The following is a 20,266-nucleotide window of genomic DNA, read 5'->3' as shown; positions in this document are numbered from 1 at the left end:
GCCGATGCTACGACTGCGCAGCTGCTTCGGCGTTAGCGTCGGCCAGCCGCGCGACTGGTCGCGCCAAAGCCTCGACGAATTCCGGCGCCAGCGCCAGCTTGCCGAACCAGCCATGCTGGGTGCCGCTGAGCACGCGCAGCATGTGCCCGCGCCCGCCCGGCACGCGCCCCATCGGGCGTAGCAGCAGGTCGCGGCCATGTGCCCACAGATCGCGTTCGGACTGGAACAGCGGCGTCAGCCAGCGGCTCCAGCGGTGATAGATCGCCACGTGCGCCTGGCGTTCGCGCTGGTAGCGCTGCAAGGCAGCGTCCAGATCGGCGCTGGCGCGCAAGGCATCGCGCATCGCCAACGCATCCAGCAGCGCCATGTTCACGCCCTGCCCCAACTGCGGGCTCATCGCATGCGCGGCATCGCCTGCAAGCACGAAACGGCCGCGATGCCAGCGCGACACCACCGCATCGCGATAGCTCGCGCGCGCCAGAGCACCATGCACCTGCACCGTGGCAAGCCGCGCATGCGCCTCTGGCCACATCTGCGCCACCTCATCGCGCCAGGCGGCAATGCCGCGCTGTTCCCACGCAACGAAATCGCTGCACGGCAGGCTCCAGAAAAAACTCAGCCGCGGCGTGTCGTCGCCCGGGCGCGTGCCCACCGGCAACAGGCCGATCATCTTGCGTGCGCCGATATAGCGCTGGCGCAATTCGTCTACAAACGGCCAGTCTTCGCGCGGCAACAGGCACCACAGCGCCCCCCATGGATACACCCGATCCAGCTGCGTTCCCTGTGCCTGCGCACGCAACGTGGAAGCCGAGCCATCGGCGGCGATAATCAGATCGAAGGGGCCATGCCACTGCCCACGTTGATCCTGCACGCGCACGCCCGCGTGATCGATCGCGGTGATCTGCGTATCCACATGCAGTTGCGCGTGCTGCGGCCAGGCCTCGCGCAGCAGCGTAAACAACGCGCCGCGCTGCATGCCCACACCCATCAGGCGCGTATCCAGATCGCGGTACTGCATGTCCATCACCGCGCGCCCGCGCGGCGTGTCGCCATACAAGCGGCGCACCGGCGCGCCATGCGCGAGCGCCTGCGGCAGCAAGCCCATGTTCCAGAGCACCTGCAACCCGCTGGGTTGCAGCAGAAAACCGGCGCCCACCGGCCCGGGTGCAGCTGCGCGCTCGAATACCTCCAGCTGATGCCCATCGGCGCCCAGCAGCACGGCCAATGCCTGCCCCGCGGTTCCGTAGCCCACCACTGCAATACGTAATGCTCGTTGCATCGTCCCTGCTCTGTTTGGCTATTGCTGCCCGCGCACAACCGGCGCAAAAAAAACCCCGCCGTGGCGGGGTTTTTCAACCGCACAATCGAGTCAGATTACTCGACCGGCGTGATGTTCGAAGCCTGGGCACCCTTGGGGCCCTGGGTCACGTCATAACTGACGCGCTGGCCTTCCTGCAGGCTGCGGAAGCCCTTGGAATTGATCGCGGAGAAGTGCGCGAAGACATCGGCGCTGCCGTCCTCCGGTGAGATGAAGCCAAATCCCTTGGCGTCGTTGAACCACTTGACGGTACCGTTCGGCATGGTGATGCGAGACCTTTGCAATAATTAATGGGTGGTGTACGGCGGTGCGTACGCGCCGAGTATGCAAAGCTTATGCCCCGATGACAATCACCCGCGTGCAAGTTCGCCAATCAGCTCGGGCAGCCCGGACGACGCCGCATCGACGTTGGCCAAGACTTCGGCCATGGTGATTTCCAGCGCGTCGCCACAGCCGGCCGCCCAGTTGGCCACGATCGCCAAACACGCATATTCCAGGCCTTTTTCGCGCGCCAGGCCCGCTTCGGGCATGCCGGTCATGCCCACCAGATCGCAGCCGTCGCGACGCATGCGTGCGATCTCTGCAACCGTTTCCAGTCGTGGTCCCTGCGTTGCGCCGTAGCAGCCGCCGGCCACCAGCGTGACGCCGGTCACCTTGGCTGCCGCAATGACCTTGCTGCGAAACATCGGCGAATACGGATGGCCGAAATCCACATGCTGTACCTCGCTGCCGGGCTCTTCGCAGAAGGTGGACACGCGGCCCCAGGTGTAATCGATCAACTGATCCGGGCACGCCAACACGCGCGGGCCAAACTGTTCGGTGATACCCCCCACGGTGTTGAGCGCCAGCACGCGCGAGGCGCCGATTTGCTGCAATGCAGCGATGTTTGCGCGGTAATTGACCTTGTGCGGCGGCAGCGAGTGGCCTTCGCCATGGCGTGCCAGGAAGGCGACGCGATGGCCGAGCAGCATGCCGACGCGGATCGGCCCGGACGGCGCGCCATAGGGCGTTTCGACGTCGTGCGACTGCACATCGTCCAGCTGCGCGAGCTTGTAGACACCAGTGCCGCCGATGACGGCCAATGCGATGGAATTTGCGGACACAACCGACCTCTGCAGCGAAAGACATGATGGGGCGCGCAGGCGTGCGCGCCGATCTGCCCGCAACGATGCGGGCATGGATTTGCAGCGTTACTGCTTCATCGCATAGATGGCAGGAATGCCGCGCAACTGCTCGTTGACGTCCATGCCGAAGCCGAATACGTAACGGTCGGGCACTTCCACGCCCACGTAGTCGGCAGTCACGCCCGGCACGCACCGGTCGTGCCGCTTGACGGTCAACACCGCCACGCGCACGTCGGTGGCGCCCTGCTCCAGGCACCACTGGCGCACGCCCTGCAGCGTGTAACCCTCGTCGAGAATGTCGTCGACCAGGATCACGCGGCGGCCGAACAATGCGGTGGCCGGGCGGTGCTTCCACACCAGTTCGCCGCCGGTGGTTTCGCCGCGGTAACGGGTGGCATGCAGGTAATCGAACTGCAGGTCCTGGCCACGTGCGCCCAGCTCCAGCGCCAGCTGGCCGGAGAACGGCAGCGCACCGTGCATGATGGTGAGATACACCGGCACTTCGCCGGCATAGTCGCGTGCGATCGCATCGGCGATGGTGGCAACGGCGGCATCGATGGCCGGACGGTCGACCAGCAGATCGGCTTGGGCCAGGGCCTGGGAAATGGTGAGCGTGGACATCAGGCAGTTGTTCCGAAATGGGCAGAAGGAGGAGTGGTAAATGAGGCGTCGGTGCCGGCAAGCAGGCCATCCCAGCCTAGTGCGCCGCGGCCGATCAGGCCGATCAATGCAGCGGTATTGAGGCTGCGGCCCTGCACGGCCTGCAGCGATTCGGCGACCAGCTCCGGATGGCACACCAGCACCACGTCGCAGCCGGCATCCAGATGCGCATGCACCCGGCCCGCCACACCGCCGGCACTGAACGAGGCAGCCATGCCGATGTCGTCGGAAAAGACCACGCCGCGGAAGCCCATCTGGCCGCGCAGGATCTGCTCGATCCAGCGCTGCGAATAGCCGGCCGGCTCCGGCGCGACCTGCGGGTAGACCACGTGCGCCATCATCACGGCGTCGGCGCCGGCCTCGATCCCCGCCACGAACGGCACCAGGTCTTCGGCCTGCAGCACCTCCAGCGGCCGCGGGTCGCTGGCGTGGTCGACATGGGTGTCTTCCAGCACGGTGCCGTGGCCGGGAAAATGCTTGAGCGTGGCGGCCATGCCGGCGCCGTGCAGCGCCTGCACATAAGCACGCGTGAAGGTGGCCACGATCTGCGGGTCGTCGCTGAAGGCGCGATCGCCGATGGCGCGGTTGCCGCGCCCCAGGTCCACCACCGGGGCAAAGCTCAGGTCCACGCCGCTGGCGCGGACCTCGCTGGCCATCAACTGCGCATGCGCGCGCGCGGCGGCCAGTGCAGACTCCGGGTCTTGCGCGTACTGCGCACCGAAGCTTTGCAGCGGCGCCAGCGCGCTGAATCCTTCGCGAAACCGCTGCACGCGCCCACCTTCCTGGTCCACGCAGACCAGCACCGGGCGCGGCGCGGCGGCGCGAATGGCAGCCGACAGCTCGGCCACCTGGGTGCGCGAGGCGAAGTTGCGCTTGAACAGCACCACGCCGGCAACCGCATCGTGCTGCAGCCAATCGCGTTCCTGCGCGCTGAGTTCGGTACCGGCAACGCCGATCAGAAGCATGTTGGGGACTCCCGGGCCAGGCGCCACGGTGGCGCAGCGCGGCATTGTCGCAGATGCGCGTGGCAGCGTCAGATCGCGCATTCAGGTGCGTGCCCTGCGGGCGCGGCGGGCAGGCTTACAGCACCTCGAGGTGGGCGCGCCAATGCGCGGCCTGGGCCTGCACCTGTGCCAGCACTTCGGGGGCCATACCGTCGAGCTGGCGGTACGGCAGCGCCAGGCGTTCGTTGGCGCCCAACAGCAGGCGCTGGCGCTGCAGAAAGTCCCAGTACAACGCGTTGTACGGGCAGGCGTTCGGCCCGACCCGCAACTTGCGCTGATACCGGCAACCACCGCAGTAATCGCTCATGCGATCGATATAGGCCGCACCGCTGATATACGGCTTGCTGCCGAGCAGGCCGCCATCGGCGAACTGGCTCATGCCCACCGTATTGGGCAGCTCCACCCACTCGAAGGCGTCGATATACACGCCCAGGTACCAGCGATGCAGCGCCTGCGGGTCCAGCCCCGCCAGCAGCGCAAAATTACCGATCACCATCAGCCGCTGGATGTGATGCGCATGCGCATTGGCCAACGAATTGCCGATCGCATCTGCCAGGCAGCGCATGCCGATCTGCCCGTCCCAGAACCAGTGTGGCAGCGCTGCATGCTGATCGAGATGATTCGAGTCCGCATAGCCGGGCATCTGCGACCAATACACACCGCGCACGTACTCGCGCCAGCCCAGAATCTGCCGGATGAAGCCTTCCACCGCCGCCAACGGCGCATGCCCTTGCCGCCATGCCGCTTCGGCGCGCGCGATCACTTCGCGCGGGTGCAGCATCTTGACGTTGAGCGCGAACGAAAGCAGCGAATGGAACAGGCGCGGGCTACGCGTGCTCATCGCATCTTCGTAGCGGCCGAAATTGGGCAATGCATGCGCGATGAAAGCGTCCAGATGCTGCAAGGCTTCGTCGCGATCCAGCGGCCATGGCAGGGCGTGCGCATTCGGTGCGCCAAAACTGCGCACCCCGGCGGCTTCGATCGTGCGCCACAGCGCGCTGTGGTCGTGGGTCGTGCGCCAATCCTGTGGGGCAGGCGGGTCGCCCGGCCACGGCGCACGGTTGTCGTGATCGAAGTTCCAGCGCCCGCCTTCCGGCTCGCCCGCGGCATCGAGCAGGATGCCATGCTGGCGCCGCATGCGCCGATAAAACACTTCCATGCGCCACGGGCTGCCGGCGCGAAAACAGCCGGCGACTTCACTGCGTGCGGTCAAAAAATGTTCGCTGCCGAGCATGCGCGTGGCAAAGGGCTGCGCGGCGCTCCAGTGCTGTAGTGCTTCGTCCAGCCGCCATTCGTCTGGGGCCTGGTACTCCAGATGGCCGGCGCGGTAATGCGCCATCAACGCCTCGAGGTTGTGCGGGATCGACTGCCGGTTGCTGGCATTGTCGATCGTCACATAGCGCACCCGATGCCCGGCACGCCGCAGGCCGGCAGCGAACGCGCGCATGGCCGCGAAGATCGCCAGGACCTTCTGCGCGTGATGCAGCACGTAGTCGGTTTCCTGCCGCACTTCCATCAATACATAGACCACGCCTGCATCGCGCGTCGCGAACCAGCTGTGTTGCGGATTGAGCTGGTCGCCCAGAACCAAACGCAGCGTATGGGCCGGCGTTTGTGGGGTGGTTTGCGCGACAAGTGCGCTGGAATCATGCATCAAAGTGACGCCCGATGATGCGGGGCGCATGGGCGCGTCCGTGCCGACGCGGCGCATGGGCATGCCTTGGACCCGAAAAAAACACTCGAATCACCGGCAACGCATGCACCAACGACTGCCATGACCGCGGTATGGACTTGCATCGCACTGCCCTTTAGTTCTGCGCTGCCCGGCACAGCGTCAGTGGCCAGCGCTGTACAGCACATCGCCGGCAGACACGCGCCGGGCCAACGCCATTGCGCTCTGCCATGCGCCCTCCACCTTGCCGCCGGCCAGCCAGTCGCCGCACATGCCCAAGCCCAGCTGCGCATCCCAGACGCAGCCAAGCTGCAATGCCGGGTCGCTGCTGGCAACCTTCCAAAAAAAAGCATCGCAGGACTGCGGCATTGGCAACCCGAGCGCTGCAAGCTCCGGCACCAGGCTGGCGCTGACGTGCCCAGGCATGGCATCGCACTGCGCCTGGCTCCACTCGGCCGTTGCATGCGCCAGCCAGGTCTCCGCACCCGCACGCGCGGGCTTGCTGGAGTTGCGCGCCACCCAGCGTAACGCGCCGGCGTTGACGAACAGCGCGTCGTAGCCCGGATCGATGGGCGCATCGAAGTGCGCCATCACCGCCCACGCAGGCTGCATGCGCACCTGCTCGGCAATCCTCGCCAGCGCAGGCGCAGCCTGCGCGAGTAACCCAGCCGCACTCGGCGCCGGGACGGCCAGCAACACCGTATCGAACAGATGCTCTGCAGCGGCTTGCGACACCGACAGGCGCCATCCCTGCCGGCTGCGCCGCAGCGCGCGCACCTCGGCACTCAGACGCACATCCAGCTGCGCGGCAAGCGTACGCGCCGGCGCGGTCATCTCGGGCACACCCACATAGCGCATCAGCGCGTGCTGGGATCGGCGCAACTGCGTGCCGTCCCAGCTTGCGATGCGCGCCTGCCAGGGCGCGGCAATACCCGCATCGATCCAGGCATCCACGACCGCTGCAAATGCAGGATCGCGCGCGGTGAAATACTGCGCTCCGTGATCGCATTGCCACTGCTCGGCGCTGTAGTGGCGCATGCGGCCGCCCGGGGTCTGCGCCTGATCGAACACCGTCACTGCATGGCCTTCCATCTGCAGTTGCTGCGCGCAGGCCAACCCCGCCAGCCCGGCGCCGATCACGGCGATCGTCTGTGCGCGGTCGGGCAGTGTCATGCCATCGCGCACGTGCCGGGGCATGCGGCAGGCATGCGGGTCACACCGGGCAGCCGTCAGGCCCGCAGGCATCGGGCCCGCCGACTGGCGTCGATTCGGCCGCCAATTGCAGCAGCGCCTGCGCAAAACTTTCCGGCGGTTGCGCGCCCTGGATCAGCGCACGGCCGTCGATCACGAAACTGGGCACTGCACGGATGCCCAACGCGGCGGCCTGCGCTAGCTGCGCTTGCACCTCGACGGTGCCTTCGTCCGATTCCAGCATCGCCTGCACACGCGCCGCCGTAAGGCCACCGGCCTCACCGGCACGCACCAGCGTGTCGGGCGCGCCCACGTTTTGGCCTTCGGCAAAATGCGCATGGAACAGCGCTTCCATGACCGCATCCACATCGCCCTCGTGGCTGGCCAGCCAGATCAAACGATGCGCACGCAGCGTGCTGACCTGCACCTGCCCACGGCGGAAATCCAGCGGCAAGCCTTCCGCCTGCGCGGTGGCCTGGGTCTGCGCCAGGATCTGTTCGACGCGTGCCGTACCGCCGAACTTCGACGCCAGGGCCGCGCGCAATGGCGTGGGCTCCAGGCCGGCATCCGGATCAAGCTGGAACGCGTGGTAATGAATGTCCAAGGCTGGCGCCTGCGGGCCAAGTGCCGCAAGGGCGGCCTGGAAACGGCGTTTGCCGATCCAGCACCAGGGGCACACTACGTCGGACCAGATGTCGATGCGCATGAGCTGGGATTCGTTTGTGGGATTGGGATTGGCAGAGCATAGACGGGATTCTGCAATCGCAAAGCGTTCGCCAGTGCCGAAACCGGGGAGCGATGATCAAGCATTGCAAGGCGGCCTGGCGCCGCGCACTCATCTGTTCTACGCATCAGCGATCCACCTCACGCATCAGGCCTCCAAGGCACCGGGCTGCGTGTCCGCCTTTGCGAGTCCAGATCCCGCATCACAAATCCTCTTTCCACTGCTTGAATGGATGCGAGGCCAGGGCCAGGTTGTAATAGCGCACGTCGTCGGTGACTTCGGTCCCAATCCATTCCGGCGTGGCGAATGCTTCGTCGGAGCGTTCGAGTTCGATCTCGGCCACGATCAGGCCGGCGTTGTCGCCGAGGAATTCGTCCACTTCCCACACATGTCCCTGGTAGGCGACCAGATGCCGGCGTTTGTCGATCAGGCCGCCTACGCACAGCGCCAGCAATGCGCGTGCATCAGCCAGTGGAATCGGATATTCGAACTCCTGCCGCGTATGCCCTACCTCGCGCGATTTTAGATTGAGAAATGCGCTTTCGCCCTGAATCCGCACCCGTACCGAGGCATTTTGCGTGCCACTGCGCAGCGCCGCCTGGTCGTTGATATAGCCCTGCGCCATCGGAATCACCGCATGCGCGGCGTCGCGCCAGCCATCGCCGGTAACCAGGAATTTGCGTTCGATTTCTACAGGCATGGGAATCGGGAATCGAGAGTCGGGAATGGCAAAAGCATAAGCCGTTCGCCGTTACGATTCCCGATTGCCTCCTCCTGATTCACCGCCTCTCAAACACCGCAATGCTTTCCACGTGCGCGGTGTGCGGGAACATGTCCATCGCGCCTGCCGAAACCAGCGTGAAGCCCTGCTCGTTGACCAGATAGCCGGCGTCGCGCGCCAGCGAGCCCGGGTGGCAGCTCACATAGACGATGCGATCGAACGTTTTCAACGGCAGCTGCTGCAGCACTTCCAGGGCGCCGGAGCGCGGCGGGTCCAGCAGCAGCTTGTCAAAGCCCTGGCGCATCCAGGGTGCGCTGCGCTGATCCTGGGTCAGGTCGGCGGCGTGGAACTGCGCATTGTCCAGGCCATTGCGCTGGGCGTTCTCTTTGGCCCGTGCCACAAGTCCGGCGTCGCCTTCCACCCCCACCACCTCACGCACCACGCGCGCCAGCGGCAGGGTGAAGTTGCCCAGGCCGCAGAACAGGTCCAGCACGCGGTCGTCGGGCTTGGCCTCCAGCAGCGCAACCGCATGGGCGATCATCTTCTGATTGAGCGACGCGTTGACTTGAATGAAATCCAGCGGCCGGAACGCCAGTTCCACCTCCCACTGCGGCAAGCGGAACGATAGCGGCACGTCCTGCGGCCACAGCGGATGCACGCTGTCCACCCCGCCGGGCTGCAGGAAAATCGCAAAGCCGTGCTCCTGGGCAAAGGCGACCCAGGCCTGGCGATCGCGCTCGCTGAGCGGCTGCATATGCCGAATGGTCAAGGCCACCGCATCGTCGCCGGCGATGAATTCGATCTGCGGAATGTCGCGCTTGCCGTCCATGCCTTCGATCAGCGCGGCAAGCAAGGGGATCTTCTCGCCGATCTGCGGAATCACCGTGTAGCAGATCGACAGATCGGCCACGAACCGCGGGTCCAGCTCACGAAAGCCGACCAAGGTCTTGTCCTTCTTCTCGACGCGACGCACCGAGAACCTGCCCTTGCGCCGATACCCCCAGTTGTCGCCGGTCAGCGCAGGCAGCACGGCTTGCGGAGTGACGTGACCGATACGTTCCAGGTTGTCCATCAGCACGCGCTGTTTGGCCACGATCTGCTGCGACTCCTCCAGATGCTGCAACACGCAGCCCGCGCAGACGCCAAAGTGCGGGCAGCGCGGGGTGACCCGCTGCGGCGATGCCTCCAGCACCTCCACGGTCTTGGCCTCATCGAAATGCCGGCTACGGGCGGTGGGTTCGGCGCGCACCAACTCGCCCGGCAAGGCGCCGCTGATGAAGGTGACCTTGCCGCCCTCGCCGTCGCGGCGGGCGACCCCGCGGCCGTCATGGCTCAGGTCGGTGACCGCGGTCTGGAAGGGGGTACGGTCGAGACGGTTTCTGGTTCTGGCCACGTGGCGACAAGCTGCGGGCAAAAAGGGTGCGTATTGTCGCAGATGCGACCGACGGAGGCCGCGCCGGTCAGCGCAACAATTGTCGCGCCCCGCAAACACAGGCAAACTTCCGCTGCGCGCGACAAATCAGGACGCGGCATCGCTGACAAGGAGGCAGCATGAACATGGCCACACGCCAGGAACCCCACCCACGCCTACTGCTGGTGGAAGACGACCCGATCAGCCGCGGGTTCTTGCAGGCTGTGCTTGAAAGTCTTCCGGCCACGGTCGACTGTGCCGATTCCCTTTCTTCCGCACTCGACCGCGCGCGCGAACGTCGCCACGACCTCTGGCTGATCGACGTCAACCTCCCCGATGGCACCGGTAGCGGGCTACTGCGTGCATTGCGCCTGCTGCACCCGGACGTGCCGGCACTGGCGCACACCGCCGACGCGACCATGTCGATGCAGCACAGCCTGCAGTCCGACGGGTTCCTGGAAATGCTGGTCAAACCACTGACCTCCGAGCGCCTGCTGCAGGCGGTGCGGCGCGGCCTGGCACGCGGTCGCTACAGCGTGGCCCCGGTGGGCGTGCTGGACATCGCCGCCAGCGACTGGGACGAGACCGCTGCGCTGAGCGCGCTCAACGGCCAGCAGCATCATCTCAATGCCCTGCGCGAGCTGTTCCTGGCCGAGCTGCCGGGCACCCGGGATGCGGTGGATTCGGCCTTGCAGATCAGCGACGAACAGGCACTGCGCAGCCATCTTCATCGGTTGCAGGCCAGCTGTGGCTTCGTCGGCGCGGCGCGGCTTGCCGGCGCAGTGCGCCTGCTGCGTGGCGACCCGCACTCGCGGACCGCACGCACCCAATTCCACGCGGCGGTGGCTGCATTGCTGCATTGAGCGAATCGAGCGCAGCACCTCCTTGCCAGAGGAGGTGTGCCAGACGCCGGCGTCGGTGTGCTTCCGGCTCGCCGCCGCGGTCGATGCATCGTCGTCCTGCCGATCGAGCTGCGTATGGCAGGCAGCACCGGCTCCAGTTGCTGGCGTTTGACTGCCTGGATGATCTACAGCTCGACGCAGGGCATATGCAGTTGCTGCTCGCCCGGTCCATGTCGGTGACGAGAGTGGCGCTCGTGGTCGAGGGCAGGCGAAGGGCTTTCTAAACCGACGGGCACGGGTGCTGTCTGCCGGTTTTCCGAGCGCCCGCTTCGCTCAATTCGCTGCTGGCTCGTGGGATCGCCGGTCGCTGCTGGACTTTTGTCCAGCGCTATCACGCATGGGCCTCCAGCACTCCGCGCCATTAGCGGCGGCGCGCCAGGTCCTCGAGCATTTGCCAGGATTTCAGACCACGCCCGCCCAGATGGTGCAGCAGTACCCCGCGCATGCTGCGCCGCAGGCCTGGCATGTCGTCGGCATCCGGCATGACGTCTTCGCCCAGCGCCAGCAGCGCCGCACCGGTGACGGTTTCGCGGCGGTCCTGGGCTAGCCGTTCGCTCAACACGCGCAAGGCGCCCTCCTGCGGATCCAGCCGATACCGCGCCGCCGGGTCGATCGGCTGCCCGTCGCTGTCATGCTGCAGATCGAAGGCGAACCCCAGCCCGTCCAGCACGTCGCGCTCGAACCGGCGCAGCCCCCACGCCAACGGCAGATCGGACGCCAGGTAAGTACGTGCCTGCGCATAACAGGCATAAAGTTCGGGCACCGGATCGTTACGCGGGGCCAGGCGCAGCAGCAATTCGCTGATATAAAAACCAGCCAGCATGGTGTCGCCGACCAGTCGCGGCGCGGTGTCCAGCGCTTCGGCCTGGCGCAGCTGGGCCAGCTCGCCGCGCTGCACGGCACTAAACTGGATCAGCTGCAAGGGCTGCAAGGCCGCGCGCAGCGCCTGCTTGCGCGGCCCCTGCACACCGCGCGCCAGCAGTCCCACCCGCCCGTGCTGCTCGGTCAGCACTTCCACCAGCAGGCTGGTCTCGCGCCAGGCCCGTACGTGCAAGACGAACCCGCGCTCGTGCTCGATCAGCATGGGGGGAAGAGCCGGGACCGGGGACACGGGACCCGGGACCCGGGAAAAGCACCGGATCGGCCATCGGAGGGCCGCGCGGGGTAGCGACGGGGGGCCGAGCCAATGCCGTCAGCGCAGCACGCGAATCTGAAAAATGCGAAAAGCCGCCTCCCCCGCAGTATGCAGACCACCTGCCTGATCCAGCTCTTCCCGGGACCCTGGTCCCGGGTCCCGGGTCCCGGCCTTCCCGGCCTCATTCGTAGCCGAACGCCTTCAGCGCAGCCTCGTCGTCCGACCAGCCTTCGCGCACGCGCACCCAGGTTTCCAGGAACACCTTGGCACCGAACAGGCGCTCCATCTGCAGGCGCGCCTTGCCGCCGATTTCTTTCAAACGGGTGCCGCCCTTGCCGATCACGATGGCCTTCTGGCCTTCGCGCTCGACCCAGATCACCGCACCGATGCGCAGCAGCGCGCCATCTTCGGCGAAGCGCTCGATCTCGACGGTGGTGGCGTACGGCAGCTCTTCGCCGAGCTGACGCATCAGCTGTTCCCGCACCAGTTCGCCAGCCAAAAAGCGCTGGCTGCGGTCGGTGATCTCGTCTTCGCCAAACATCGCCTCGGCTTCGGGCACCAGCTTGAGCAGGTCGCCCACCAACGCGTCCAGGCCCTTGCGCTTGAGCGCGGACACCGGATGCACGGCGGCGAAGGTGCGCCCCTCGCTGACCTGGGCCAGGAACGGGAACAGCGCGGTCTTGTCCTTGAGCCGGTCGACCTTGTTGACCACCAGCACCACCGGCACGCCGGCGTCGCTGAGCACGCGGAACGCCAGCGTGTCTTCCTCGTCCCAGCGGCCGGCTTCAATCACCAGGACCGCCGCGTCCACGCCCTCGAGCGAGCCGCGCGCAGCGCGATTCATCACCCGGTTCATTGCGCGCTTCTGCTCGCGGTGCAAGCCCGGTGTGTCGACCAGCACCAGCTGCCCTTCTGGGAAGGTGGCGATGCCCAGCAACCGATGACGCGTGGTCTGCGGCCGGTTGGAGACGATGCTGACCTTCGCGCCGACCAGGGCGTTGGTCAGGGTGGACTTGCCGACGTTGGGCCGGCCGATCACCGCAACGCTACCGCTGCGGTGGGGGGAAGAGGTTTCGCTCACGTGTTTGAATCCAGTTGTGCGATGACAAGAGTCGCCGCCTGTTGCTCTGCGAGGCGACGCGAAGTGCCCTGGCCCTCGGCGCGGGCGACGGGCTGCTCCAGAATGCAGGCGACGTGGAACTGCTTGGCATGCTCGTCGCCGCTCTCGCTGATCAGCGCGTAGCTGGGCAGCGGCAGTTGCCGTGCCTGCAGCCACTCCTGCAGCCGGGTCTTGGGATCCTTTTCTGCCTTGCCCACCGGCAATGCCGCCAGCGACGCTTCGAACCACGGCAGCACCACTGCACGGCAACGCTCGAAACCGCAGTCCAGATAGATGGCTGCGACGATCGCCTCGACCGCATCGGCCAGGATCGAATCGCGCCGGTGACCTCCGGACTTCAGCTCGCCTGGCCCCAGCGTGAGGCGCTCGCCGAGGTTTAACGTGCGTCCGATCACTGCCAGCGCACCTTCGCGCACGAGCTCGGCACGTGCACGGGTCAATGCGCCTTCGTCGGCCTTGGGCCACCGTTGATACAGCGCCTCGGCGATCAGCAGGTTGACGATGCCGTCGCCGAGAAATTCCAATCGCTCGTTATGCGGCGTCCCGGCGCTGCGATGCCGCAGCGCCTGGGCGAGCAGAGCCGGATCGGCGAATGCGTGCCCGATCGGATCACCGCGTTGGAAGGTTCTATTCGACACCGCGCTTCGTCAGATCCTGTGCCGTATCGAACTTGCCGACCACATCCAGATTGCCAACCAGCTCGCGGCGGACTTCGTAATTGACCTTCATGCGCCAGCCGCCTTCGATCCGCTCGAACTTGACGTCTTCCTTTTTGACATTTTCAGAATAGTTGATGTACAGGCGCTTGAAGAACATGTCCTGCAACTTGGACGGATCCATGTCGGAAGTGCCTGCTTCATTTGCCAAGCCCTTCATCGACGTACGCACTGCGTAATATTCCTGATACATCGGGAACAGCTTCATCCCGATGTACAAACCGAACCCCACTACCGCCAGCACCACCACGAACGACGTCAACGTCATACCGCTTTGCTTGCGCTTCATTGTGCTTCCCCTGGCACGCCGTGCGTGCATTTACTGGATTCCAGTCCCGATCCGCGATGGATCGAAACTCCCCTTGCAGAACCACCCTTCGCAATTGAGCCAGATCAGGAACGCCTTGCCGCGCAGATTGGCTTCCGGCAGAAAGTGCGTCTGGGTCCAGAACCGGCTGTCCTCGCTGTTGTCGCGATTATCCCCCATCACGAAATAGCTGTCCGCCGGCACGGTCCAGTCGCCCTGCCCGGCCGGCATGTTGCGGTCCAGCCATTCCAGCACGGTGTGCGTGCGGCCCGGCAGGTCCTCGACCAGAAGCGTGGTGCCGGTCATCTCGGCGCCCTTGCCCTTGCCGATGTACTCGCCCTTGACCGTGTAATGCATCGGCTTGTCGTTGATGTACAGCGTATCGCCGTGGAAGCCGATCTTGTCGCCCGGCAGGCCAACCACGCGCTTGATCCAGTTCTGGTCCGGCGCGTGCGGCGGCTTGAACACCACCACGTCGCCGCGCTTGGGCTCGCCGGTGGGAATGAACTTGGTATTGGTGATCGGCAGACGGAAGCCGTAGGCGAACTTGTTGACCAGGATGAAATCGCCGATCAGCAGGTTGGGCATCATCGAGCTGGACGGAATCTTGTACGGCTCGGCCACGAAGCTGCGCAGGATCAGCACCACCGCCAGCACCGGGAAAAAGGCGCGCGAGTAATCGATGATCGCCGGCTCGCTGTCCAGCAACCCGGCACGCGCCGCACGGCGCTTGGCCAGAAACAGCTTGTCCAGCAGCCAGATGAAGCCGCTGCCCAGCGTCAGGACAACCAGGATGATTTCAAACCATTTCATTGATGTTCCTTCGGAACGGGATTCGAGATTTGAGATTGGGGATTAGTAAGAGCAAGAGGATGGGCAAGCCGTTGCCAATCCCGAATGACGAATCCCGAATCCCTGCTACTTGTCCATCTGCAGGACGGCCAGGAAGGCTTCCTGTGGAATCTCCACGCGGCCGACCTGCTTCATGCGCTTCTTGCCTTCCTTCTGCTTCTCCAGCAGCTTTTTCTTGCGCGAAACGTCGCCACCATAGCACTTGGCCAGCACGTTCTTGCGCATCGCCTTGACCGTGGAGCGCGAGATGATCTGCGAGCCGATCGCGGCCTGAATCGCCACGTCGAACATCTGCCGGGGAATCAGGTCTTTCATCTTTTCGCACAGCTCGCGGCCGCGACGATCGGCGTGGCTGCGGTGCACGATCAACGACAACGCGTCGACCTTGTCGCCGTTGATCAGCACGTCCACGCGCACGAACGGGCCGGCATCGAACCGCACGAAGTGGTAATCCAGCGAGGCATAGCCACGGCTGACCGACTTGAGCTTGTCGAAGAAGTCCAGCACCACTTCGGCCATCGGCAGCTCATAGCTGATCTGTACCTGGCTGCCCAGGTAGTTGATGCCGATCTGGGTGCCGCGCTTTTCCTCGCACAACTTGATGATGTTGCCGATGTACTCCTCGGGCGTGAGGACGTTGGCGCGAATGATGGGCTCGCGGATTTCCTGCACCAGGTTCAACTGCGGCAACTTGGCCGGGTTGTCCATGTTGATGACCGTGCCATCGGTCTTGAGCACCTCATACACCACGGTGGGGGCGGTGCTGATCAGGTCCAGGTTGTACTCGCGCTCCAGGCGCTCCTGCACGATTTCCATGTGCAGCATGCCCAAAAAGCCGCAGCGGAAGCCGAAGCCCATCGCTTCGGAGCTTTCCGGCTCGAAGCGCAGCGCGGCATCGTTCAAGCGCAACTTGTCCAACGCTTCGCGCAGATCCGGGTAATCCTCGGCATCGACCGGAAACAGGCCGGCGAACACGCGCGGCTGCATTTCCTGAAAACCGGGCAAGGCGTGCGGCGCCGGGTCGGCCGCCAGGGTCAGGGTGTCGCCGACCGGGGCGCCGTGCACGTCCTTGATGGACGCGTTGATCCAGCCCACTTCACCGGCGCCCAGCGCAGGCAGTTCCTTACGCTTGGGGGTGAACACGCCAACCTTGTCGACCAGATGGGTGCGCCCGGTAGACATCACCAGGATCTTGCTGCCGGGCTTGATTTCGCCCTGCATCACGCGCACCAGCGAGACCACGCCCAGGTAGTTGTCGAACCAGGAATCGATGATCAACGCCTGCAGCTTGTCGGTCTCCCGCGGCTTCGGCGGCGGGATGCGATGCACGATCGCTTCCAGCACCAGATCGATGTTCAGACCGGTCTTGGCGCTGACAGCGACCGCGTCTTCGGCATCGATGCCGATCACCGCTTCGATCTCGGCCTTGGCGCGGTCGACATCGGCGGTGGGCAGGTCGATCTTGTTGAGCACCGGCACCACTTCCAGCCCCTGCTCCACCGCGGTGTAGCAGTTGGCCACCGACTGCGCTTCCACGCCCTGCGCGGCATCCACCACCAGCAGCGCACCTTCGCATGCAGCCAGCGAGCGGCTGACTTCGTAGGAGAAGTCGACGTGCCCGGGGGTGTCGATGAAATTCAGGTGGTAGGTCTGCCCGTCCTTTGCCGTGTACGGCAGGGACACCGACTGCGCCTTGATGGTGATGCCGCGTTCGCGCTCGATCGGGTTGGAGTCGAGCACCTGGGCTTCCATCTCGCGCGCCTGCAGGCCACCGCACAGCTGGATGATGCGGTCGGCCAGGGTGGATTTGCCGTGGTCGACGTGGGCAATGATGGAGAAGTTGCGGATATTCCGCATTGAATCAGAGGACATTGAGGTGGGCGCCGGCGCAGCCGTCGTCAGGGTAACGCAGCATTATCGCACGGCCGACCCCTCTGGGGCCGGGAATTGGGAATCGGGATTCGGGAATCGCAAAAGCAGGGGGGCCGCGTAGCGCGGACCCGCTGCTGCCAATCCCGAATCCCAAATCCCCAATCCCGGCCGCCCTTAGCCGCCGGCCTTCAAGGCCACGTAGCTGGTCGCCTTGCCGTCAGTCACCAGCAGCATGACCACGTCGCCCTTCTTGTAGCTGGACAGGGCGCGGTTGAGTTCGGCGACGCTGCCGACCTTGGTCCGGCCAACGCGGGCGATGACCAGGCCCGGCGACAGCGGCGGCTGGGTGCTGCGCGCCGCCGCGCCGGTGACCGCCGCAATGCGCACGCCCTCGCCCGCCTCCAGGCCCAGACGGCTGCGCTCGGCGGCGGTCAGGTCGGCAACTTGCAGGCCGAGCAATTCCACGCTGGCCGGGGCGCTGGGCTTGGCCTCATCGGCGGCGGTGCGCGGTGCGGCGTTCTCGCCGCCGTCCTGCAACGGTGCAAGGGTGACCGTCACCTTGCGCGGTTTGCCGTCGCGCAAGACGTCCAGGGTTACCTTGGTGCCAGGCGCCATCAGCCCGATCATTGGCGGCAGATCGCTGGCGACGTCGATCGACTTGCCATTCACTGCACGGATCACGTCGCCCACCTCGATGCCGGCCTTGGCTGCCGGGCTACCGGCCGGGATGTCGTTGACCAAGGCACCACGGCTGTCCGGCAAGCCCAGGCCCTGGGCCTTGAGCGAGTCGATCGGGCCGACCGCCACGCCCAGCATGCCGCGACTCACGTGGCCGGTGGCCTTGATCTGCTCGGCCGCGCTGAAGGCCAGGTCGATCGGGATCGCGAAACTGATGCCCATGTAGCCGCCCGACGCGGAGAAGATCTGCGAATTGATGCCGACCACCTCGCCACGCGTATTGAGCAGCGGGCCGCCGGAATTGCCCTGGTTGATCGCCACGTCGGTCTGGATGAAGGGCACGTAGCGCTGGTCGGCGTAGGGATTGCTACGGCCGGTGGCGCTGACGATGCCGGCGGTGACCGAGTGATCCAGACCGAACGGCGAGCCGATCGCCACCACCCACTGCCCCGGCTTGAGCGTGTTGGAATCGCCCAGGCGCACGGTCGGCAGGCCCTTGGCCTCGATCTTCAGCAGCGCCACGTCGTATTGCTCGTCACTCCCCACCACCTTGGCCTTGAATTCGCGGCGGTCGGTGAGCTTGACGGTCACCTCGCTGGCGCCATCGACCACGTGGTGGTTGGTCAGCACATAGCCGTCGGCCGAGATGATGAAGCCCGAGCCCATCGACTTGCCGGCGATGCCGCCGTCGTCATCGCCGCCACCCGGCCCCTGCCGCGGACCGCCCGGCATCTGGAAATCCGGCCCGAAGAAGCGGCGGAAGAATTCCGGCATCTGATCGTCATCGGGCATCGCGCCACCACCGCGACCACCCGGGCCGCTGCGCTGCTGACGTGCCATGGCGTCCTTGCGGGTGATGGTGGTTTCGATATTGACCACGCCCGGGCCGACCTGCTCGACCAGATTGGTGAAGTCCGGCAGCCCCGCCACCAGCTGCGGCGCCGGCGTGGCACTGCGGTTGGCGGCAATCGGGGCGAGGTCCTTGGCAGCAGGTGCGGGCTGCTGCGCGCAGGCGGCCAGCGGCAGGGTCATGGCGATCAGGCCGAACATCTGGTTGCGGATGCGATGGTTCATCAGGTTGCCTCCGATGGCAGGGCGACAGGGGCCAGAACCCGCGTAGCAACACGGGCCCGGCACGATAACGGGAGGGAGATTGCCGAACGGATGAAGGCCGGCGACAGGGTCAGTCCTGCGGGGCCTGCGCCGGCGCCGGCCGGTTCGGCGCCGGGCTGGTAACGGCCTGTGGCGCGGGTTCGAACGGATAGAACGCCGTGCCGGGCTGGCTCTGGCGGAAACTGGCATTGAGCGAGCTTTCGCCAGCCCCGGACAGGGCCGCGCGCGGCCACGGGCGTGCCTGCAGCGTGGTATCCGGATGCGTGAACGGGTTGGACGGCGTCGCCGCAACCGCAGATGCAGTGCCCGTCGATGCCGGTGCTGCCGCAGCGACCATACGGGTCGGCGCCTGCTGCTGACGCGCAGCCGCACTGCGTGCGACCTGCTGATTGCGCGTTGCCGCGCCGCGCCGGGTAGACGCCAGCGCAGCGGCAGGCACGGCTGCAGCAAGCGCGGCCACCTCATCCGGCGTCCCAGGAGCCGGCGCCGCCGGCACCTTCGGTGCCTCAGGTCCCTGCGGCGCTTGCGAGGCGGGCGGAAGCTGCGCAGCGGTGGCATAGACGGGGGTTGTTGCAGCACCCGGCGCGGTGGTGTCGGGCAGGCGCTCGCGCGCCAGGAACAAGGCAATTGCCGCGACCGAGGCGGCAATCGCTGCACCGCCGCCCCAGCGCCAACGTGCGCCAGGGCGGGTCGCCGGTTGCGCTTGCGGTGCCGGCTCCTCGGCAATGGCGCTGCGCACACGCGCCGCAAAATCCAGCGGCGCCGGCGCACTGGCCGCACCGCGCAGCACATCGCCGCACAACTGCCAGCGCTCGTGGCAGCCGGCCAATTCTTCGTCGTGGGCCAGACGGCGCAGCAGGAAGCGCGACTCGTCGGCGCTCAACTCGCCGTCGACCAGCGCAGACAGCTGCTGGCGATAGTGAAGCTCGAATTTGTCGGTGGTGGACATGGCAGGGTTCTGGTTCATACGCGGTGTCGCTCACGGGTAGCGCTTTCGGTCTCCAGCAGAGGCCGCAGCTCGATGTCGATGGCCTCGCGCGCCCGGAAGATGCGCGAGCGCACCGTTCCGATCGGGCAATCCATCTTTTGCGCGATTTCGTCGTAGCTCAGGCCCTCCACCTCGCGCAGGGTGATGGCCAACCGAAGTTCTTCCGGTAGCGCTTGGACCGCGCGCATCACCGTTTGTTCCAGCTCCTGTCGCATCAATTCACGCTCCGGGGTATCGGTGTCGCGCAACCGGGTCGCTCCATCGAATTGCTCGGCATCGCTGATCTCGATGTCGTCGGTGGGCGGGCGGCGGTTGTGCGCAACCAGATGGTTCTTGGCAGTGTTGACGGCAATGCGGTGCAGCCAGGTATAGAACTGGGCGTCGCCACGAAAACTGTTGATCGCGCGGTAGGCACGCACGAACGTGTCCTGGGCAACGTCCTGGCATTCGCTCCAGTCGGCGATGTAGCGCCCGATCAAGGCAACGATCCGATGCTGGTATTTGCGCACCAGCACATCGAACGCTGCGCTTTCGCCGCGCTGCACGCGCCGGACCAGTTCCAGGTCCAGCTCCTGAGGTGTATCGACTTCGGCCATGTCGGGCCGCACTCCTGTCAGCCCACCGAAGTCGGGCAATGAGACCGCCATTGAAAAGAAAAGTTCATACCGATCCGTACGACCGTCACGCATCAGGGTAGCGGCAGCGATGCACCGCTGGCGACGCCGCGCGCAACGCACGGATCTCCCCTGTCGACAGGT

20 protein-coding genes are annotated in these 20,266 nt (G+C 65.8%); 1 reads left to right on the top strand and 19 read right to left on the bottom strand.

Annotated features, from left to right (window positions below; translation table 11 throughout):
• Nucleotides 1–7: 7 nt before the first annotated feature.
• The 10 genes from ACDH77_RS06435 to rlmD all read right to left on the bottom strand — a co-directional run bounded on the left by ACDH77_RS06435 (nt 8) and on the right by rlmD (nt 9,807).
• Nucleotides 8–1,279 carry an NAD(P)/FAD-dependent oxidoreductase gene (locus ACDH77_RS06435; protein ID WP_031421793.1) on the bottom strand — a complete coding sequence of 424 codons (1,272 nt, stop codon included), beginning with the start codon at nt 1,277–1,279 and terminating at the stop codon, nt 8–10.
• Between the two features lie 95 nt (nt 1,280–1,374).
• Nucleotides 1,375–1,581, bottom strand: a complete 207-nt coding sequence (locus tag ACDH77_RS06430; RefSeq protein WP_003488188.1) for a cold-shock protein — start codon at nt 1,579–1,581, stop codon at nt 1,375–1,377.
• Nucleotides 1,582–1,668: 87 nt separating this feature from the next.
• Nucleotides 1,669–2,421, bottom strand: a complete 753-nt coding sequence (locus ACDH77_RS06425; RefSeq protein ID WP_011346828.1) for an S-methyl-5'-thioinosine phosphorylase — start codon at nt 2,419–2,421, stop codon at nt 1,669–1,671.
• Between the two features lie 87 nt (nt 2,422–2,508).
• Nucleotides 2,509–3,063, bottom strand: coding sequence for a hypoxanthine-guanine phosphoribosyltransferase (locus ACDH77_RS06420; protein WP_003488192.1), 555 nt, complete (start codon nt 3,061–3,063; stop codon nt 2,509–2,511).
• Complete coding sequence (nagZ, locus tag ACDH77_RS06415; protein WP_014089694.1) at nt 3,063–4,067, bottom strand: beta-N-acetylhexosaminidase; 1,005 nt, start codon at nt 4,065–4,067, stop codon at nt 3,063–3,065. Before nagZ ends, ACDH77_RS06420 begins: the two co-directional genes overlap by 1 nt.
• A gap of 115 nt (nt 4,068–4,182) precedes the next feature.
• Nucleotides 4,183–5,823: a cryptochrome/photolyase family protein gene (locus tag ACDH77_RS06410; protein WP_372353772.1), complete on the bottom strand. Its 1,641-nt coding sequence runs from the start codon at nt 5,821–5,823 to the stop codon at nt 4,183–4,185.
• 117 nt (nt 5,824–5,940) lie between these two features.
• Complete coding sequence (locus ACDH77_RS06405; protein ID WP_277574944.1) at nt 5,941–6,975, bottom strand: NAD(P)/FAD-dependent oxidoreductase; 1,035 nt, start codon at nt 6,973–6,975, stop codon at nt 5,941–5,943.
• Nucleotides 6,976–6,991: 16 nt separating this feature from the next.
• On the bottom strand, nt 6,992–7,675 hold the full coding sequence (locus ACDH77_RS06400; protein WP_277574943.1) for a DsbA family oxidoreductase: 684 nt from the start codon (nt 7,673–7,675) through the stop codon (nt 6,992–6,994).
• A 220-nt stretch (nt 7,676–7,895) separates the two neighbouring features.
• The gene (locus tag ACDH77_RS06395) at nt 7,896–8,393 is read right to left on the bottom strand and encodes a CYTH domain-containing protein (RefSeq protein WP_011346823.1); all 498 of its coding nucleotides are present in this window, start codon (nt 8,391–8,393) and stop codon (nt 7,896–7,898) included.
• Between the two features lie 79 nt (nt 8,394–8,472).
• A complete protein-coding gene (gene rlmD, locus ACDH77_RS06390) occupies nt 8,473–9,807 on the bottom strand; it encodes a 23S rRNA (uracil(1939)-C(5))-methyltransferase RlmD (protein WP_008574275.1) in 1,335 nt (444 codons plus the stop codon).
• Between the two features lie 158 nt (nt 9,808–9,965).
• Between rlmD and ACDH77_RS06385 the strand changes: the two genes are divergently transcribed.
• A complete protein-coding gene (locus ACDH77_RS06385; protein ID WP_008574276.1) occupies nt 9,966–10,688 on the top strand; it encodes a response regulator in 723 nt (240 codons plus the stop codon).
• Nucleotides 10,689–11,088: 400 nt separating this feature from the next.
• On the opposite strand, the gene recO is transcribed toward ACDH77_RS06385, so the two are convergent.
• The 9 genes from recO to rpoE all read right to left on the bottom strand — a co-directional run bounded on the left by recO (nt 11,089) and on the right by rpoE (nt 20,104).
• Complete coding sequence (gene recO / locus ACDH77_RS06380) at nt 11,089–11,811, bottom strand: DNA repair protein RecO (protein ID WP_008574279.1); 723 nt, start codon at nt 11,809–11,811, stop codon at nt 11,089–11,091.
• 232 nt (nt 11,812–12,043) lie between these two features.
• Complete coding sequence (gene era / locus ACDH77_RS06375) at nt 12,044–12,943, bottom strand: GTPase Era (protein ID WP_014089686.1); 900 nt, start codon at nt 12,941–12,943, stop codon at nt 12,044–12,046.
• Entirely contained in the window at nt 12,940–13,620 is a 681-nt protein-coding gene (gene rnc, locus ACDH77_RS06370) for a ribonuclease III (protein WP_071118742.1), read from the bottom strand. Before rnc ends, era begins: the two co-directional genes overlap by 4 nt.
• The gene (locus ACDH77_RS06365) at nt 13,610–14,017 is read right to left on the bottom strand and encodes a DUF4845 domain-containing protein (RefSeq protein ID WP_016850781.1); all 408 of its coding nucleotides are present in this window, start codon (nt 14,015–14,017) and stop codon (nt 13,610–13,612) included. Before ACDH77_RS06365 ends, rnc begins: the two co-directional genes overlap by 11 nt.
• Nucleotides 14,018–14,818, bottom strand: coding sequence for a signal peptidase I (gene lepB, locus ACDH77_RS06360; RefSeq protein ID WP_007970507.1), 801 nt, complete (start codon nt 14,816–14,818; stop codon nt 14,018–14,020).
• Between the two features lie 105 nt (nt 14,819–14,923).
• Nucleotides 14,924–16,714 carry a translation elongation factor 4 gene (lepA, locus tag ACDH77_RS06355; protein WP_008576898.1) on the bottom strand — a complete coding sequence of 597 codons (1,791 nt, stop codon included), beginning with the start codon at nt 16,712–16,714 and terminating at the stop codon, nt 14,924–14,926.
• Nucleotides 16,715–16,903: 189 nt separating this feature from the next.
• Nucleotides 16,904–18,481, bottom strand: coding sequence for a DegQ family serine endoprotease (locus ACDH77_RS06350; protein ID WP_109290631.1), 1,578 nt, complete (start codon nt 18,479–18,481; stop codon nt 16,904–16,906).
• A 109-nt stretch (nt 18,482–18,590) separates the two neighbouring features.
• A complete protein-coding gene (locus tag ACDH77_RS06345) occupies nt 18,591–19,487 on the bottom strand; it encodes an RseA family anti-sigma factor (protein ID WP_218195491.1) in 897 nt (298 codons plus the stop codon).
• Nucleotides 19,484–20,104, bottom strand: a complete 621-nt coding sequence (gene rpoE, locus ACDH77_RS06340) for an RNA polymerase sigma factor RpoE (protein ID WP_003488227.1) — start codon at nt 20,102–20,104, stop codon at nt 19,484–19,486. Before rpoE ends, ACDH77_RS06345 begins: the two co-directional genes overlap by 4 nt.
• Nucleotides 20,105–20,266 lie beyond the last annotated feature (162 nt).

The organism is Xanthomonas axonopodis pv. maculifoliigardeniae (assembly GCF_041519315.1).
GTDB classification, from domain to species: domain Bacteria; phylum Pseudomonadota; class Gammaproteobacteria; order Xanthomonadales; family Xanthomonadaceae; genus Xanthomonas; species Xanthomonas euvesicatoria.
This window is presented reverse-complemented; position numbering and strand designations above follow the sequence as displayed.

Bases quoted from the DNA above. Each gene is read 5' to 3' on its own strand.
- rpoE (WP_003488227.1), bottom strand. From the start codon at position 20,104: ATGGCCGAAGTCGATACACCTCAGGAGCTGGACCTGGAACTGGTCCGG.
- lepA (WP_008576898.1), bottom strand. From the start codon at position 16,714: ATGCGGAATATCCGCAACTTCTCCATCATTGCCCACGTCGACCACGGC.
- ACDH77_RS06430 (WP_003488188.1), bottom strand. From the start codon at position 1,581: ATGCCGAACGGTACCGTCAAGTGGTTCAACGACGCCAAGGGATTTGGC.
- ACDH77_RS06410 (WP_372353772.1), bottom strand. From the start codon at position 5,823: ATGCCCATGCGCCGCGTCGGCACGGACGCGCCCATGCGCCCCGCATCA.
- ACDH77_RS06400 (WP_277574943.1), bottom strand. From the start codon at position 7,675: ATGCGCATCGACATCTGGTCCGACGTAGTGTGCCCCTGGTGCTGGATC.
- nagZ (WP_014089694.1), bottom strand. From the start codon at position 4,067: ATGCTTCTGATCGGCGTTGCCGGTACCGAACTCAGCGCGCAGGAACGC.
- ACDH77_RS06395 (WP_011346823.1), bottom strand. From the start codon at position 8,393: ATGCCTGTAGAAATCGAACGCAAATTCCTGGTTACCGGCGATGGCTGG.
- ACDH77_RS06345 (WP_218195491.1), bottom strand. From the start codon at position 19,487: ATGAACCAGAACCCTGCCATGTCCACCACCGACAAATTCGAGCTTCAC.
- ACDH77_RS06435 (WP_031421793.1), bottom strand. From the start codon at position 1,279: ATGCAACGAGCATTACGTATTGCAGTGGTGGGCTACGGAACCGCGGGG.
- ACDH77_RS06405 (WP_277574944.1), bottom strand. From the start codon at position 6,975: ATGCCCCGGCACGTGCGCGATGGCATGACACTGCCCGACCGCGCACAG.
- ACDH77_RS06350 (WP_109290631.1), bottom strand. From the start codon at position 18,481: ATGAACCATCGCATCCGCAACCAGATGTTCGGCCTGATCGCCATGACC.
- lepB (WP_007970507.1), bottom strand. From the start codon at position 14,818: ATGAAATGGTTTGAAATCATCCTGGTTGTCCTGACGCTGGGCAGCGGC.
- ACDH77_RS06420 (WP_003488192.1), bottom strand. From the start codon at position 3,063: ATGTCCACGCTCACCATTTCCCAGGCCCTGGCCCAAGCCGATCTGCTG.
- ACDH77_RS06385 (WP_008574276.1), top strand. From the start codon at position 9,966: ATGAACATGGCCACACGCCAGGAACCCCACCCACGCCTACTGCTGGTG.
- recO (WP_008574279.1), bottom strand. From the start codon at position 11,811: ATGCTGATCGAGCACGAGCGCGGGTTCGTCTTGCACGTACGGGCCTGG.
- ACDH77_RS06365 (WP_016850781.1), bottom strand. From the start codon at position 14,017: ATGCACGCACGGCGTGCCAGGGGAAGCACAATGAAGCGCAAGCAAAGC.